Annotated in this window: 15 protein-coding genes; 9 read left to right on the top strand and 6 right to left on the bottom strand. The window is 63.3% G+C overall.

Annotated elements, in window-relative coordinates:
- Positions 1–227 precede the first annotated feature (227 nt).
- The 3 genes from ABIB95_RS33890 to ABIB95_RS33880 are packed head-to-tail and all read left to right on the top strand — an operon-like array spanning position 228 to position 2408.
- Positions 228–1040: an SDR family NAD(P)-dependent oxidoreductase gene (locus tag ABIB95_RS33890; protein WP_354245945.1), complete on the top strand. Its 813-nt coding sequence runs from the start codon at positions 228–230 to the stop codon at positions 1038–1040.
- An 11-nt stretch (positions 1041–1051) separates the two neighbouring features.
- A complete protein-coding gene (locus ABIB95_RS33885) occupies positions 1052–1606 on the top strand; it encodes a carboxymuconolactone decarboxylase family protein (protein WP_354245942.1) in 555 nt (184 codons plus the stop codon).
- A 1-nt stretch (position 1607) separates the two neighbouring features.
- The gene (locus tag ABIB95_RS33880) at positions 1608–2408 is read left to right on the top strand and encodes an SDR family NAD(P)-dependent oxidoreductase (protein WP_354245939.1); all 801 of its coding nucleotides are present in this window, start codon (positions 1608–1610) and stop codon (positions 2406–2408) included.
- A gap of 46 nt (positions 2409–2454) precedes the next feature.
- Here ABIB95_RS33880 and ABIB95_RS33875 read toward each other — a convergent pair whose 3' ends face one another.
- A complete protein-coding gene (locus ABIB95_RS33875) occupies positions 2455–3795 on the bottom strand; it encodes a PQQ-dependent sugar dehydrogenase (protein WP_354245937.1) in 1341 nt (446 codons plus the stop codon).
- A gap of 236 nt (positions 3796–4031) precedes the next feature.
- Here ABIB95_RS33875 and ABIB95_RS33870 point away from each other — a divergent pair, with 236 nt between their 5' ends.
- The 3 genes from ABIB95_RS33870 (at position 4032) to ABIB95_RS33860 (ending at position 6587) form a co-directional block, all read left to right on the top strand.
- Positions 4032–5222 carry a urate hydroxylase PuuD gene (locus tag ABIB95_RS33870; RefSeq protein WP_354245934.1) on the top strand — a complete coding sequence of 397 codons (1191 nt, stop codon included), beginning with the start codon at positions 4032–4034 and terminating at the stop codon, positions 5220–5222.
- Positions 5223–5374: 152 nt separating this feature from the next.
- Positions 5375–6238, top strand: a complete 864-nt coding sequence (locus ABIB95_RS33865) for a VOC family protein (protein WP_354245931.1) — start codon at positions 5375–5377, stop codon at positions 6236–6238.
- A 73-nt stretch (positions 6239–6311) separates the two neighbouring features.
- The gene (locus ABIB95_RS33860) at positions 6312–6587 is read left to right on the top strand and encodes a hypothetical protein (protein ID WP_354245928.1); all 276 of its coding nucleotides are present in this window, start codon (positions 6312–6314) and stop codon (positions 6585–6587) included.
- Between the two features lie 158 nt (positions 6588–6745).
- Here the strand turns inward: ABIB95_RS33860 and ABIB95_RS33855 are convergent, their stop codons facing one another.
- Positions 6746–7720, bottom strand: coding sequence for a Bug family tripartite tricarboxylate transporter substrate binding protein (locus ABIB95_RS33855; RefSeq protein ID WP_354245926.1), 975 nt, complete (start codon positions 7718–7720; stop codon positions 6746–6748).
- A gap of 427 nt (positions 7721–8147) precedes the next feature.
- Here ABIB95_RS33855 and ABIB95_RS33850 point away from each other — a divergent pair, with 427 nt between their 5' ends.
- Complete coding sequence (locus ABIB95_RS33850; protein ID WP_354245923.1) at positions 8148–8819, top strand: hypothetical protein; 672 nt, start codon at positions 8148–8150, stop codon at positions 8817–8819.
- Complete coding sequence (locus ABIB95_RS33845; RefSeq protein WP_085404512.1) at positions 8816–9085, top strand: HGGxSTG domain-containing protein; 270 nt, start codon at positions 8816–8818, stop codon at positions 9083–9085. Before ABIB95_RS33850 ends, ABIB95_RS33845 begins: the two co-directional genes overlap by 4 nt.
- A gap of 324 nt (positions 9086–9409) precedes the next feature.
- Here the strand turns inward: ABIB95_RS33845 and acuR are convergent, their stop codons facing one another.
- The 3 genes from acuR to ABIB95_RS33830 all read right to left on the bottom strand — a co-directional run bounded on the left by acuR (position 9410) and on the right by ABIB95_RS33830 (position 12402).
- Positions 9410–10042, bottom strand: a complete 633-nt coding sequence (gene acuR, locus ABIB95_RS33840) for an acrylate utilization transcriptional regulator AcuR (protein WP_085404513.1) — start codon at positions 10040–10042, stop codon at positions 9410–9412.
- Positions 10043–10169: 127 nt separating this feature from the next.
- The gene (locus ABIB95_RS33835) at positions 10170–11855 is read right to left on the bottom strand and encodes an alpha/beta hydrolase domain-containing protein (RefSeq protein WP_135215063.1); all 1686 of its coding nucleotides are present in this window, start codon (positions 11853–11855) and stop codon (positions 10170–10172) included.
- Positions 11856–11883: 28 nt separating this feature from the next.
- Positions 11884–12402, bottom strand: coding sequence for a hypothetical protein (locus tag ABIB95_RS33830; RefSeq protein WP_085404515.1), 519 nt, complete (start codon positions 12400–12402; stop codon positions 11884–11886).
- A 173-nt stretch (positions 12403–12575) separates the two neighbouring features.
- On the opposite strand from ABIB95_RS33830, the gene ABIB95_RS33825 reads away from it, so the two are divergent.
- A complete protein-coding gene (locus ABIB95_RS33825; protein ID WP_354245917.1) occupies positions 12576–13283 on the top strand; it encodes a LysR substrate-binding domain-containing protein in 708 nt (235 codons plus the stop codon).
- Positions 13284–13456: 173 nt separating this feature from the next.
- Here the strand turns inward: ABIB95_RS33825 and ABIB95_RS33820 are convergent, their stop codons facing one another.
- The gene (locus tag ABIB95_RS33820) at positions 13457–16639 is read right to left on the bottom strand and encodes an efflux RND transporter permease subunit (protein ID WP_354245914.1); all 3183 of its coding nucleotides are present in this window, start codon (positions 16637–16639) and stop codon (positions 13457–13459) included.
- Between the last annotated feature and the right edge of the window lies 1 nt (position 16640).

Genomic DNA, 16640 nt, shown 5'->3' with positions numbered 1-16640 from the left:
GCCACTGACGATTGGGAAACCCCAGGCGAGAGCCTAGCGCGGAAAAGCCCCCGCAACAAACGCAAGCTCGGCAGAACGGTTCCGCGACATGCCCGCTTAATCGCGCGCCGTGCCGCCCGGCGGCATGCAATTCCATGCGATGTCAATGACATCTGCGCGGGACCATCGGCCTTCTCTCCTGTCAGGGCGATTGCTAATCTGCACGAAAATAATCGGGATGAAACGACATGCAGGGCCCCGAGGACGATGCCGGCCTCGCCGGCAAGGTGGCGCTGATCAGCGGCGGTGGCGCCGCTGGCGACGGCATCGGCAACGGCCGCGCTGCAGCAATTCTGTTGGCCCGCGCCGGAGCAAGAGTGCTGGTGGCCGATCGCGATCTCAAGCTCGCCGAGCGCACGGTGGAGATGATCATGGCCGAGGGCGGCACGGCAGCAGCACATGGCGGCGACGTCACCAGCGAAGCCGATTGCAAGACACTGGTCGAGGCCGCGCTCGACCGCTGGGGCCGGCTCGATTTCCTCGACAACAATGTCGGCATCGGCAGCCGCGGCAGCGTGGTCGACGAGACGCCCGAGCAGTATCGCCGCGTCATGCAGGTCAACGTCGAGACCATGTTCCTGCTCTCCAAGCACGCGATCCCCGCGATGATCAGGACCGCCAAGGGCGGCGCGATCGTCAATATCTCCTCGATCTCGGCGCTGCGGCCGCGCGGGCTCACGACCTACACGACCTCAAAAGCTGCAATCATCGGCCTGACCCGCGCGATGGCGGTCGATCACGGTCGCGACAACATCCGCGTCAACTGCATTTGCCCCGGACCGATGTACACGCCGATGGTCTATGCCCGCGGCATGAGCGAGCAGGCGCGCACCAACCGCGCCAGGGCCTCCCTGCTCAAGACCGAAGGCACCGGCTGGGATGTCGGCCACGCCGTCAAATTCCTGCTCAGCAATTTTGCGCGCTACATCACCGGCCAGGTGCTGGTGGTCGACGGCGGCGTGACGCTGCAAGCGCCGGAACGTGAATCACAGGAACACTGAAAGGAACACGGATGGCCCGCCTACCCTATCTCGAGGCCGACCAAGTCGCGCCCGAATATCGCGACATGCTCAAGCGCAACACCAACCTGCACAAGCTGCTGGTCAACTCGCCGGAGATGGCGCGCGCCTTCAACGGTATCGGCGGCTATATCCGCTTCAAGAGCAAGCTCGACCCGCGGCTGCGGGAGCTTGCGATCCTCCAGGTCGGCTGGATGGAGAAGTCGGAATACGAATTCACCCACCATGTGAAGATCGGCAAGGAGTTCGGCGTCACCGACGAGGACATCGCAGGCCTGATGGCGGAGACCGAAGGCAAGCCGTCGAAGCTGGAGCCGCTGGCAAGAGCGATCCTGAAAGGCGCCCGCGAGATGGTGCGCGAGCTCGCGATGTCGGACGCGACCTTCGCCGAGATCAAGAAATATCTCTCCGACGAGCACATGGTCGACCTCGTGCTCACCATCGCCTTCTATTGTGGTGTGGTGCGGGTGCTCGCCACCATGAAGATCGACAACGAACCGTATTACAAAGAGGTACTCCAGCAGTACCCGATCCCGGGAGTGAAGTGACATGCGCTTGAAGGACAAGGTCGCGATCGTCGTCGGCGCCGGCCAGAGCCCCGGTGAAGGCATGGGCAACGGCCGCGCCACCGCGCTGACCTTCGCGCGCGAGGGTGCCAAAGTGCTGTGCGTCGACCACCACCTGGAATCGGCGCAGGAAACCGTCGATCTGATCGCAGCGGAGCAAGGCACCGCTGCGGCTTTCAAGGCCGACGTGACCAAATCCGTGGACATCAAGGCGATGGTCGCGGATGCGCTGGCGCGCTGGGGCCGCATCGACGTGCTGCACAACAATGTCGGCGTCAGCCTCTCCGGGGGCGATGCCGATCTGCTACAAATCACCGAGGAGGCGTTCGACCGTGTCGTCGCCATCAACCTGAAGAGCTGCATTCTCGCCGCGAAGGAAGTGATCCCGATCATGCGCGCGCAAAGAAGCGGCGCCATCATCAACATCTCCTCGATGGCAGCAATCACGACCTACCCTTACGTCGCCTACAAGGCGACGAAGTCGGCCATGATTGCCTTCACCGAGCAGCTCGCCTACCAGAACGCCGAATACGGCATCCGCGCCAACGTCATCCTGCCCGGCCTGATGAACACGCCGATGGCCGTCGACACCCGCGCCCGCGAATGGTCCAAGCCCCGCGCCGAAGTCGAAGCCGAGCGCGACAGCAAGGTGCCGCTGCGCAGGAAGATGGGCACCGGCTGGGACGTCGCGAATGCCGCGCTGTTTCTGGCGTCGGACGAGGCGAATTTCATCACGGGCGTGACGCTGCCGGTGGATGGTGGCGCGAGTGTGAGACGGGGGTAGGTCGAGCGCGCTGCTTACCCTCCCCTGGAGGGGGAGGGAAACAGCGTCACTGCGGTGCGCGCGTCGCCCGCCAGATGGTGCCATTGCCGTCCTCCGACACCAGCAGCGATCCATCCTTCGCCACGGCGACACCAACCGGCCTTCCCCAGACCTCCGTGTCACTCACGACAAACCCCGTGACGAAATCCTCGTACTCGCCGGTGGGCTTGCCGTCCTTCATCCTGATACGGATCACCTTGTAGCCGGTGCGCTTGGAGCGGTTCCAGGAGCCGTGCTCAGCGGCGAAGGCATCGCCTTGATAGTCGGACGGAAACTGCGTGCCCTGATAGAAAGTCATGCCGAGCGAAGCCGAGTGCGGCTGGATCAGCACGTCGGGCACCGTCACCTTGTCCTTGAGATCCGGCCGCGCGCCGGCATGGCGCGGATCTTCGTTGCCGCCGATATAGAACCACGGCCAGCCGTAGAACGCGCCCTCCTTCACGCTGGTGACGTAGTCGGGCACAAGATCGTCGCCGAGCCCGTCGCGCTCATTGGTCGAGCACCAGGGCAGCCCGGTCTGCGGCTCGATCGCAAGGCCGACGCAGTTGCGGATGCCGGTGGCATAGATCTTCCGGTCCTTGCCGTCAGGCGTGAAGGCCAGCACGGTGGCGCGCTCGAGCTCGCTGGCCCAGGCCGCGCCGAGCGGCTGCGTCTTCGACCAGCCATCCAACCCGCCCGGCGGCGTCCCCATGCCCTCGGCGACGTTGCTGAGCGAGCCGACCGAGACCAGCATGCGCTTGTTGTCGGGCGTGAAGACGATGTCGCGGGTGGAATGGCTGCCGTCCTGCGGCAGGCTTGCCACGATCGTCTCCGCCCTGCCGCGCGCCTTGAGATCGCCGGCCTGATAGGGAAACCGGACGACGCTGTCGGTGTTGGCGATATAGACCCATTGCGGATTGTCGCCGTTCGGAAAGAAGGCGATGCCGAACGGCCGTCTCAATCCGCTGGCAAACACCTCGTTGGTCGCGGCCTTGCCGCCATCCCCGGCGCGCAGCACGCGGATGGCGTCGGCCCGCGTCTCCGCGACGAAGACATCGCCGTTCGGCGCGACCCTCACAATGCGCGGCGCGCGCAAGCCTTCGGCGAACAGCTCGATCTTGAAACCCGCCGGCACACGTGGCGTGGCCTCCGGCGGTCGCGACGCCACACGCGCGGTGCTCGCAACCGACCGTGTCGCGCCGGGCCTGACGAGGTCCTGCGGCCGGATCAACCTGACCGTGCCGGGCTTGTCGGCCTGCCAATCGCCATAGGCGTCCTTGCCTTGCAGAACCGGCTCAGCCTGCGCGCTGGCAGCAACCGCGACCAGCAATCCCGCAGCCGTTGCTGCAGACGAAATCCTGCTTTTCACGTCGTCTTCCTCCCAGCCTGCGCGTCCTGAACGTCGACGCTTATAGGTCCGCAAATGTTCTGCGGCAGTACAAACACCTGCCGAATCCCACGTCAGCTCATGCCCGCACGATGTGCATCAGCCGGAGCCCATCGTACTGGAAAATGCGGCAGATCGGTGCGACACATTGTAAGGGCGCGACCGCCGGTTGCGGTCATCAAAGCTGCGGCATCCAGGTCGCAATTGATGGGGTGATCATGTGGGGATCCATCATATCGGAATGGGCGAGCCTGCTGCTGCGCTGGCTGCACGTGGTGGCGGCGATCGCCTGGATCGGCAGTTCCTTCTACTTCATCGCCCTCGATCTCAGCCTGAAGCCGAAGACTGACCTGCCGGACGGCGTGCAGGGCGAAGCCTGGCAGGTCCATGGCGGCGGGTTCTACCGGATCATGAAATATCTGGTGGCTCCGAGCCAGATGCCGGAGGAGCTGACCTGGTTCAAATGGGAGGCCTACACCACCTGGCTGTCCGGCTTCGCGCTGATGGTGGTGGTGTACTATCTCGATGCCGACCTGTTCCTGGTCGACAGGTCGATTCTCGACCTCTCACCGATCCAGGCCGGGCTGTTCAGCTTCTGCAGCCTGGCGCTGGCATGGCTGCTCTATGAGGCGGCCTGCCGCACCGGGCTTGCGCAGCGCGAGCTGCCTTTTGCCATCGGCGGCTATCTGTTCCTGGTCACGCTCACTTACGCCTTCACGCACGTCCTGAGCGGGCGCGGCGCCTTCAACCAGATCGGGGCGATCATCGGCACCATCATGGTCGCCAACGTGTTCGCACTGATCATCCCGAACCAGAAGAAGATCGTGGCCAGCCTGATCGCGGGACAGGCGCCCGATCCGAAGCTCGGCAAGGCCAGCAAGGAGCGCTCGGTTCACAACAACTACCTGACCTTGCCCGTCGTCGTGCTGATGATCAGCAATCACTATCCTCTGCTCTACGCGACGCGCTTCAACTGGATCATCGTCGCGATCATTCTGGCGCTCGGCCCCGTGATCCGCCACTTCTTCAACGAACGGCACGCGGGGCGCAAATCGCCGTGGTGGGTGTGGGGTGTCGCCGCGTTGGGCGTGATCGCGATCCTCCTGCTCTCCGCCGCAGGCCCACGCGAGATCAGGACGGGCGCGCTGTCGGCACAGCCGACGCGCGCCAATGTCGAGGAGATCGTGATGTCCCGTTGCAGCATGTGCCACGCGGCAGAGCCGGTCTGGGCCGGCATCGTGACCGCGCCCAAAGGCATCTTGCTCGACGCGCCCGAGCATATCCATCGCAACATCCGCCTGATCGGCCGCGTGGCGGCGTGGTCCAATGCGATGCCGCCGGGCAACATCACCGACATGACCAGCGAGGAGCGCGCGCTCCTCGCCGCCTATATCGAGCAGGCGCAGTGACGCCATCACGCGTCGATACCGCATTTCGCGAAATGAAATTCCGCGCCTGCCCCCGATTTGAAAATGACTTGATCGCCTATCCGGCGTAGACAGGGCTAGCGGCCGCTGGCGCGGTCCGGATCCAAGTTTGCATCTGCTGCGGGGAAAGAACAGTGGCCCTCAAGAACATCATCGGTATCGACCACGCCGTCGTCATGGTTCGGGACCTCGACAAGGCCGCCGAAAACTACAGGCAGCTCGGTTTCACCCTGTCGCCGCGCGGCACCCACAGCGCGCATATGGGCACCGGCAATTACACCATCATGTTCGACCCCGACTATATGGAGCTGCTCGGCGTGCTGGTGGCGACCGAGCACAACGCACCGGCCCGCGCCTTCGTCGACAGGCACGGCGAGGGCATCGAGCGCATCGCCTTCACGGCGATCGACAGCGCGGCCGGCGCCGAGGAGATCCGTGCGCGCGGCCTGACGCCGATCGGCCCGACCGATTTCGAACGGCCGGTGACGCTGCCCGATGGCACGATCTCGGCGGCAAAATTCCGCACCTTCATGTGGCCGACCGCGGAGGCGCCCGGCGGCGTGCGCATCTTCGCCTGCCAGCACAAGACCCGCGAGACGGTGTGGATTCCTGAATTGATGAAGCACGCCAATGCGGCGAAGCGGATCAAGCAGACGCTGATCGCAACGTCCGAGCCCGCGCAGGATGCGGCGCATCTCGGCCGCCTGATCGACCGCGAACCGAAGGCGGAAGCCGACGGTGCAGTCGCCGTGCCGTCCGGCGGCGACCGCGCCGACTTCGTCTATCTGACGCTGGAGCAGCTCGGCAAACGCTATCCCGGCGTGCCGCTCACCGGTCTTTCCGCGCGCGGCGGCGCGGCCCTGGTTCTCGTCAGCGGCGATCTCGCAGCCACCGAGAAGGCGTTGGGTCCGGCTGCGTTGCGCAGCGGGGCTGCGATCTGCGTACCACCGGCCAAGGCCAACGGCACCCTGCTCGCCTTCGTTGCCGGCTCATTTTAACTAATTCTTTAACGTGCGTTTACCCGGCGGCACTAGGACTTTCGGGCCTTCCACGCCGCCCGAGGCCAAGCGCATGTTCAAAGAGGAATCGCCGATCGCCTATGACGCGCCGGCCGAACTGAAGAAGTGGCCGTCGCTGAGAGGCGAAAGACAGAAGGACCGGGGTCCGCCCTATCTCGTCTACAACGGCACGCTCGCCGACTGCGTTCGTGTGCTCATGGATAAGCCGATCAAGGGCATCTCGCTCTACGACATCATGACGAAGCCGCAAGCAGCGTTCGAGCAGACCGTGCTGTCGCCCGGCGACGCCGCCGAGATCGCGATGCGCAAGGATTTTCCCAAGGACTAGCTCGAAGCCCGCTTCGCGGCCGGTTTTCCCTGCTGCTTTAATGAGGATTCCGTCGGCGCATCGAGGAAGACGACCGGCGCGAAGGCCCGCGCCGTGCGCCTCGCATCGAGCGAGCGCTGATCCGCTACCGCAAGCAGATCCTCTCGCCGTGATGCCCCCTACTCCGCCTTGATGTTCGCGGCCGCGACGACCTCGGCAAGCTCCGTCGTCTCCTTCGCGATCTTCGCGGCGTAGTCGGCCGGGCTGAGCACGCTGACGACGCCTTGCGACTCCAGGCGCTCCTGCACCGCCGGATCCCTGGCGGCGGCGACGATCTCACGGTGCAGCGTCTCGCGGATCGGCGCGGGCACGGCCTTCGGCATGAAGAAGCCGACCCAGAACGAGATGTCGAAGCCGGGATAGCCGGCCTCCGCGACGGTCGGCACATCAGGCAGCGCCGGCAGCCGCTCGGCCGATGACACCGCGAGCGCGCGCAGCTTGCCGGCCTTCACCAGCGGCACGGCGGACAAGGGATCGAACACCGCCAAAACCTCCTGCGCGAGGATGCCGACCTCGGATGCCGCGCCGCCGCGATAGGGCACGTGGATCAGCTTGATGCCGGCCTTCTGGCTGAGCAGCTCCATGGCGAGATGGGCGAGGTTGCCGTTGCCGCCCGAGCCGTAGGCGAGCGCGCCCGGCGCGGCCTTCGCCGCCGCGACCAGATCGGCGACGGTATTGATGTTGGCCGTCTTGGGATTCTCAGGATTGACCACGAGAACCAGCGGCGCCGAGATGACGGTGGTGAGCGGCGCAAAGTCCCCTTGCGGATCGTAGCGGGCGTCCTTGAACAGCGTCTTGTTGAGCGTGATGGTGGACGAGTTGCAGGCGAGGATGGTGTAGCCGTCCGCGTCCGCGCGGGCCACGCCCTCGGCTGCGATCATGCCGTTGGCGCCGGCGCGGTTCTCGACCACGAAGGGCTGGCCGAGCTTGTTGCTCAGCCGGTCGCCGACGATGCGCGCGACCACATCGACCGGGCCGCCCGCGCTGAAGCCGACCATGATCTTGACCGGACGCGCCGGATATTTCTGCGCGAGAGCCTCGGTCGTCACGCACAATCCGGCGACAATCGCCAGCAGGCGAAGCGTTCGTTGCATTCGTTTCTCTCCCCGGACCCGCGCTGCCGCTCTTGGATGTGTCGAGACGGCGCATTCGGGAAGCATGATTAGCGGTCGCGCCGGATTTCGCAATCGCGTTCGCACGCCGGCATTCCGCCGCGCGGCACGCAAGAGCCGCATCCAAACAAAAAATGCAAAAACAACCCCATGCACAGTAGCCGGCCCCTGTCGGAACAAGGACTTGCACAGGACACGTGCTTCGGATACCGCGAACTGCAATTTGACACGTCGGGCAAAACACCGGCATGATGGCATCATCGCAACAATCGCCAGCGTCCAGGCCGCCCGCTCCACGGGCGCTCGCCGCGATCGCGCGCAAGCCTCTCATCGACATCTCGAAATTTGTAGTCGCGCGCAGCACGCGAGCGCGTCGTTCGCACGCCTGCGTCGGCAAAGGACACGACACATGACGACATCCCCAAATCGCCACACCACGCCGCCGGTTGCGGCAACCGATCGCAGCGGCCCGGCTGCGAGCCCGCGCGTCAAACTCTACAGGCGGCGCATTGCAATCGATCATCCCGACCCGAAAACCGGCGAACGGCTGCTGGCCGACGCGCTCGGTGCCGTCGACCGTGACGCGTTGCAAGGCATCCTGAAGCAATTGGTGAAGGCCAGCGTGATTGCGCAGAAGCCGGACGAGGCCAATCTCGCCTTCATGATCTCGATGATGAAGAGCATCGCGCCGAGGGACTCCATCGAGGCCATGCTGGCGGCACAGATGGTCTCCATTCACGTCCTGGCGATGCGCTGCGCCCATCGCCTCGCCTTCGCTGACGACATCCCGCGGCAGGACAGCGCGTCACGCGCGCTCGCCAAGCTGGCGCGAATCTTTCCGGCCCAGGTCGAGGCGCTCAACCGGTACCGCAACAATGGCGAGCGGGCGATCACGGTGGAGAGTCTGACGGTGCAGGATGGCGCAGGAGCCATCGCGAGCCACCCCGTCCAGCACACGGGCATGATCGTAACGGAGCAAAGCGTCGCGGACACGCCGATGGGAGCAGGATCGGTCTCGCCTCACGAAGCCGGCGAAGGCGAACATGAACTGGTCGATGCCGCACAAGGTGCCACCGCATGAGCGGCGATCACCCCCGCAACATGGCTGCGATGCTGGCGAGTCCACGCTGCGGCGCCAGGACACGCAGCGGCAGCGCCTGCCTCGCGCCGGCGGTGCACGGCAAGACCCGCTGCCGCATGCATGGCAGCGCCGCGAGATCAGGCGCACCGAAGGGAAATCAAAATGCGCGGAAGCATGGGCTATTCACGCAGGACCGGATCGCAGAACGAAGGGCGATACGGGCGTTGCTGGGCGAGACGCGGAAGCTGCTGCAGGAGCTGGGCTAGGCCGTGTGCCCATAAACCCCGCGGCGTGATGCGAAGGCTACGTCTGCGTTGCCCCAATAGCGACCAGGTTCGTGCGGCAAGGCAAGAGGTCGCGATGGGCCAGAAGGCGACATTTATTCAGATCAACTCGGGGATGCACTTGCAAAACCAAGAATCGCAACCTTAGCGCCGTTTGCCACGAGCATGAGATCGGTCAGCTCAACGGGATGCTCTAGATCGGCAGGCTCTCGCGGCCGAGCGCGAGCGGCTGATCAAGTCGGTTGAAATGATAGCGCGGAGATAGTGTGGTGGATTGTGCCTTCGGCCATCTACACGAAAAACGACTCATTCACCGAGGAGCTTGAAAAAGCCCTTCGAGAAGGAATGAAGCGGTTCGGAACGGCGTTCGAGTTTGGCGCGAAGAACCGCGCCCTCCCAACCGATCCAGAAGAACTCGGCAAGCCAGTCGCAATCTTGGTTGGAAGAGATTGCACCAGTAGCCTGGGCAGCTCTCAAGCACTTGGCAGTGCGCTGCTGCCAGTCGATGAACACATCGAACAGCTGCTGGCGAAATGATTGTGGAAGTACGCTCATCTCCTGCCCAAGATTGCCCACCAAACAGCCTCGCGCATAACGGAAGCGCTTCATGGCGGACGTAGCATCGTCGGTAAAACTTCTGAGCCTTTCGAGCGGGGAATGCTGCTCGTTCAGGAAGAAGCTGTCGAGCTTTCGCGAAAAGTAGCCAGCGTAGCTGTCGATCAGCTCCGCTCCAAATGCCTCTTTGCTCGGAAAGTAGTGGTAGAACGACCCCTTTGGCACGTCGACGCTCCGCAAGACTTCCTCGATCCCCGTCGCGGAATAGCCCTTCTCCGTCAGCATAACGACACCTGCACGGACAAGCGCGTCACGGGTCGCGCTGGTGCCGGCAAGTTCCTTAGGAGGTCGCCCGCGACGGCGGCGAGGCAGCGTCTTGCTCATGCAAATCGTAATAGACCGATCGTCTAGAAGAAGCAAACTGCCCGTGATGCGGCGTTCTGCAGGTGGCGGAAACCCTCTCACTCCATCCACCAGTTCGGTGGTAGGCCTAGGCTCCGGCTTGGCTCACTCAACGTGGCTCGGCATTCGTTGGTGCGGGCGCGAACAGGTTAGTCGACGCGGCTTCCTGAACGATCACTGCCGCGTCTTCCGGCAGCAGAAACCCACGCGCTAGCAGATCCTGGGCGGCGATCCGGATCCGGTTCACGTAATCGTCGCGGCCGTGATAGCGCTCTTCGATCGACGGGCGGGCGTCACCGGTACGCTCTCGTTCCGCTTTCGTCGCTGCGAATGGCGAGAAGGACCCGATCAGCATGCAGGTGAATGTCTGCGGCTGGTTCTGGGCGCCATTGGTGCCGGTCGGCACCGCGACATCCGGCAGCCGCACGCCGCCGAGCGCATTGCCGTCCTGATCGCGCTTTGGCACTTGTATCACTGCGGCGGAAAGCCGAGTCGGGGCGCGCAGCGCAGGTGGCTCGCCGCCCGCGGCTTCAAGCGACATCAGCTCGCTGGCGGGCGGCTTGGTGCCGCGGCTTACCCAGGCATCAAGGTGCAGCAGGAGGGCCCGCGACAGCGGCGACCAATCGAGGCGGCCTGGCGTCAGTGTGCAGGCCGGTGCCTTGGGGGCGGGTATATGCGGGCCTCCCGCGATATCGTACATCCGCACATTGGCGGGCAGTGGCTGATCCGCGGTTCCGGACGCGCCCGTGCGGCCAAGCGAAGCGCGCAGCGAATAGTAGTCCGTGGTGGAGCTCACGAGTATCATCCTCGGAGGCACCTCGCCGCGCGCCTCGACCTTGGCCGTGATCTCCCCGATCGTGAGCGGTCCGTCATTCACGCCGGGAAAATCCGGGTTGTCGAATGTTGGAGCCCCCTCGGCGCTCGACATTGGTCCAAGGCCCGTCTGCAGGATCGGTAGAAGGCCAGCGGCCGAGACGAACACATGCATTCCGTCGAAGACGCGCCGGTTGCCCATCATGTTGAAGCCGTTCAGGAGAAAGGTCTTCAGGAATCGTCCATCCTGCGACCTGCCGCTCGCGAGCACGCGGTTGATCGCTCCCTTGAGCGGGTTGGGCGTTCCACCCTTGTCAGAAGCTGCATGCGCGAAGAAATCCGCGGCATCGCGGACGATCGCAAAGCCCACTCCCTCGACGAACCGTGTCTTGCCATCGGCGTCAGCGAACGAAGGCAGGTCCGCACTCTGTCCAAGCTCCCAAAATACCTCCGCAACCGCGAAACCATGGTCTTGAAGAAAGCCGGTGCCCTGCTCCAGCGTGCCCGGGAGAAACCGCACGTCGCGTGGCGAGTTGTAGATCGCCTCGGCCCAGACTTGCCCGCGGTTGGGTACGTCTACCAGCAACGCGCCGTTTTCCCCGCGCGGAGCCGCCGGCATCATGAGAATGACCTTCGCCGCGTAGTCGACGCGCCCGCGTTCATTGCGCGGCGCCTTGTTGATCCCAGGGATGGCTTCTTGCGGCGATAGGTCGCCGCGGATCTTGCCCTGCCAGATCACATAGTCGCCGGCGCGAAATGTGCCGTAAGGCTGCTTCGACGTGAACTCGATCCGGGTAACTTCTGCGCTCACTGGCCGCGCCGTAGAGATCAGGCTGAACAAGCAAAACAAGAACATCACAATTCGCCCGTTTCGACGGTGCGGCATGAGAATTCTCCATAGGGGATAGCGGCTGGTTTCGAGCATTTTTTGATCACGACACGCCGTATCAGAACGGACATGATGGACCGGCAACTTTTTCACCGGTCCATCGCCTATGGCGAAGGCCTTCTCACTCCATCCAATAGTCGATGTCCGTCTGATTTGCATTGGTGCCGGCCTTCGGCTCGGACGGGCCATGACTGCTGATGATGCCACGCATTCTGGCGAGGCTACCCGTGCCACCGGTAATGACGCCCGATGTCATGTTCGTAAGTTTCCCATCTCCACTGCTTTGAGCGACCAGAGATGTCCTGACAAAAAACTTCTCCCCGTTCTCCAGTATCCAAACGTTGTAGATGAGAGCCGGACCGTTGTTGTCGATGTAGTCCGACATGCCGCGTGTCCACTGCTCCTTCAACCTCGATCCGTTGATAAGGGGGGCATCGTCACCATAGGTCCGCCGAATTTCGAAGAGCCGAGCTTGATGTCCCGGAATGTCGCCAACGTCGATGACGTGTTGTTGGGTGTATACCGTCTGAGTTGCCGGCGTATCATAGCTGACGTGGTGCTTTTGCTGCGCAATGGCCACCGGCGCGGTTAGAGCCATTGCGAGAGTGATCATCATTCCAAGCGCGATACTGCGAAACATGCGTGACCTCTCATGCTGAAATCCACCCAACCATGAAGATATGGTCGGACGATGTTTGTTGAAGATTCCCTCATCAACCAGTCAGCGCTCGGTAGCGACCGAGCCCAACCAAAGGTGATTTCACCGCGCTTTTCCGAGGTGCCATAAATTAGACCGATCGTCTAGTATTCGGCTTGGCTGCAAGCGATTTCGCCCATCAATCTTTTTTGACAGCGCTTTGTCGGACAAGGCCGGCGGAGCGCTCCATTCGCGCCGCGCAGAGGGCTGCGCGGGGTCAAATCGGTTCGCTGCGGGTGGGCTTTACCAACTCGGCACCATTTAATCCCGTTGTTACCTCGACAATCCGATCGTTTCGCCGAGCTTATCCCGATGTGGATCTGACGCTGGAGGAAGCAAGCACATCCCGCCTCCTTGCGGACCTTCGGGAAGGAGAGCGGGACGCGGTGTTCCTGCGCCCCGATGAGGGCGAGGACGATCTACAGTTTCGGCGTCTCTCCAACGAGCCGATGCTCGTCGTATTGCCCGCAAGCCATCCGGTGGCGAAGTCGACTGAAATCGATCTTATCAGGCTGAAGGGGGATCCGCTCATTCTGACGCCGCGCGGATCGGCCTGGGTTGACACAGTCATCGCGGCCTGTCGGCGGGCGGGCTTCGAGCCGACCCTCGGGCAGTCCGCGCCGCAGATCAGCTCTGTCGTCAGCCTGGTGGCGGCTGAGCTTGGCTTTTCGCTCGTGCCGGCGTCAATGCGCCAGCTTCATGTAACCGGCGTCACCTATCGTGAGGTCAAAGGGATCGCTCCAATCGTGCGCTTGGCTCTGGCGTTCCGGCGTGGCGAGACCTCGAAGATCGTCCGCAACTTCATTGCCCAGGCGGTGGCGTGAAGCAGGGGGAGACTGTCAGACGGAAGCTGAAATGCTGATCGTCAAACGGTCCGACAATCACGAAAATCAGGTACAACCAGTCCGAATTTGCGCATGGTTAGCCGCCGCGCGTTGGCCATGCATACATGAGCCAGATCGCCGCGCTCGCCGTCGTCGGCGCGGATGTCAAACAGTCATTCTGCCGCAAAGACCCTTGATTTCTTCGGGTCCAGCTTTTCGACGACGTCCAGATCGCCGTCGTCGACAACGTCCTCTTCCTGAGGATCGCTTCCTGCGTGTGGTTTCGGACTGAACCATTGCGAGACACGGTCCAGATAAAGATAGACAACCGGCGTGGTGAAGAGCGTCAGGACCTGGCTGACCAAGAGACCGCCGACCATGGCGTAGCCGAGCGGTTGACGCAGCTCCGAGCCGGTGCCGTGGCCGAGCATCAGCGGCACGCCGCCGAGCACCGCCGCCATCGTGGTCATCAGAATCGGACGGAAGCGCAGCAGGCATGCCCTTCGAATGGCCTCAACCGGCGACAGGCCCTGATCCCGCTCCGCAGCGATCGCGAAGTCGACCAGCATGATGCCGTTCTTCTTGACGATGCCGATCAGCAGGACGAGGCCGATCAACCCGATCAGGCTGAAGTCGAAATGGAAGATGAGGAGCGTCGCCAGAGCGCCGACACCGGCCGACGGCAGGGTCGACAGAATCGTCAAGGGGTGAATGTAGCTCTCGTAGAGCACGCCGAGAATGAGATAGACCACGATCAGCGCCGCCACGATTAGCAAAGGCACGGAGGAGAGAGACTCCTGGAACGCCTTCGCCGTGCCTGCGAAAGTCGAGGTGATCGCGGCCGGCACGTTCATCTGCTGTTCCATCGCGTCGATCGCCTGCGTCGCCTGGCCGAGCGCGACGTTGGGCGCGAGGTTGAAGGAGATCGTCACCGCGGGAAACTGGCCCTGATGGTTGATGGCCAGAGGCCGGACCGGAGCCGTGGTCCACTTGGTGAACGCCGACAGCGGCACCTCGCCTCCCGTCGTCGGGGAACGGAGGTAGATCTGCTCCAGCGTGGACGGATTCTTCTGCAGCGAGGGCAGCACCTCGAGGACGACATAGTAGGTGGACAATTGGGTGAAATATGTCGCGATCTCCCGCTGCCCGAATGCGTCATACAGGGTCGCGTCGATCACGTCGGGCGTGATCCCGAAACGCGCGGCCTGATTGCGGTCGATCGACAGCGTCAGCGTGGTGCCCGACGTCTGCTGGTCGGACGCGACGTCGCGAAGCTCGGGCATCTCCTTCATCTTCGCGAGCAGCTTCGGGGCCCATGTGTTGAGCTGGTCCATGTCGGTCGACTGCAGCGTGAACTGAAATTGCGTACGGGACGCCCGGCCGCCGACACGTACGTCCTGCGCCGACTGGAGATAGAGCCGCGCGCCCTGGACCTTCGCCGTCTGGACCTGCAGACGACGGATGACCTGGTCGGCCGAGTCGGTACGTTCATCCCGCGGCTTCAACGTAATGTACATCGTGCCGTCATTGAGCGTGTTGCCGCTTCCGCCCATCCGCATCGCCATGTGGTCGATCGCGGGGTCCTTGAGCACGATCGCGCCGATCTCCTGCATGTGCTTCGCCATATCGGCGATCGACACGTCCTGCGACGTTTCGACGATTCCGGTGATCAGCCCGGTATCCTGCTGCGGAAAGAACCCTTTGGGGATGATCACGAAGAGATAGACCGTCAGCGCGATCGTCGCGAAGAACACCATCAAGGTGATGAACCGGAAACGCAGCACGAGGTCGAGGCCTCGCTCGTAGCCGTTCACGAGGGCCTGGAACATCCGCTCGCTGAGCATATAGAGCCTGCCGTGATGCTCCTCGTCGTGCGATTTGAGGAAGCGCGACGCCATCATCGGCGTCAACGTCAGGGATACCAGGGCCGACACGGCGATCGTCATCGCGAGCGTCACCGAAAATTCGCGGAACAGGCGGCCGATAATCCCGCTCATCAGTAATAGCGGAATCAAGACCGCGATCAGCGAAACGGAGATCGAGATGATCGTGAAGCCGATTTCGCTGGCGCCTTTGAGCGCGGCGGCCATCGGCGTCTCGCCCTCCTCGATGTAGCGGGTGATGTTCTCCAGCATCACGATGGCATCGTCGACCACGAAGCCGACCGCGATGGTGAGCGCCATCAGTGACAGATTATCGAGGCTGTAGCCGGCTATCCACATCAGCGCGCAGGCGCCCAGCAACGCAAGCGGCACCGTGATCGACGGAATAATGGTGGCCCAGACGCTGCGCAGGAAGACGAAGATCACCATCACGACGAGGCCGATCGTCAGCAGCAGCGTGAACTGCACGTCCTTCACCGCCGCGCGGATCGTCTGCGTGCGGTCCGACAGCACCGAGACCTTGATGGCCGGCGAAATGCCGGCCTGCAGATGCGGCAGCTGCTTCATGACGCTGTCGACGGTGTCGATGACGTTGGCGCCGGGCTGCTTGAAGATGACCAGGAACACGCCGGGCTTGCCATCGACCCAGCCGTATTGGGTATTGTCCAGCGGCGCACTGACGGCATGGCCGATGTCGCCGACACGGACGGGACTGCCGTTCCGATAGGCGATGACGATGTCGTTCCAGGCCTCGGCCTTGGTGAACTGGTCGTTGGCATAGACGGTGTAGGTGCGGGTGTCGCCGTTGAGGGTTCCCTTGGGATTGTTGACGGTGATCACCGAGAGCGGGGTGCGCACGTCCTCCAGCGACAGGCCCTTGGCGACCAGCTTGGCGGGATCGATCTGGACACGGATCGACGGCGCCTGCTGCCCACCGACGCTGACCTGGCCGACACCGCTGATATGGCTGATCGCCTGCGCGAGCTTGGTGTAGGTCTCGTCGGACACCTGCGTCATCGGCAGCGTCGTCGAGGTGGCGCCGAGCGTGAGAATGGGTGAGTCGGCCGGATTGACCTTTCTGTAGGTCGGCGGGGTCGGCATGTTCTTGGGCAATTGCCCGCTCGCGGCATTGATGGCGGCGAGCACGTCGGAGCCGGCGCCATCGATGTTGCGCGAGAGATCGAACTGCAGAACGATCTGGGTCGAGCTGGTCTGGCTCTGCGACGTCATCTCCGAGACGCCGGGAATGAGCGCAAATTGCGATTCGAGCGGTTGCGCCACCGAAGAAGCCATCGTTTCCGGATCCGCGCCGGGAAGGTTGGCGGAGACCTGGATGGTGGGGAAGTCGACTTCCGGCAGCGGCGCCACCGGCAATTGCGGGTAGGCGATGATCCCGACGAAGACGATGCCGACCATCAGCAGCGACGTCGCGATGGGGAGGCGAATGAAGGGAGCCGAGATACCGCCAGCCATG

The sequence above is a fragment of the Bradyrhizobium sp. LA2.1 genome, assembly GCF_040547725.1.
Lineage (GTDB): Bacteria > Pseudomonadota > Alphaproteobacteria > Rhizobiales > Xanthobacteraceae > Bradyrhizobium > Bradyrhizobium barranii.
This window is presented reverse-complemented; position numbering and strand designations above follow the sequence as displayed.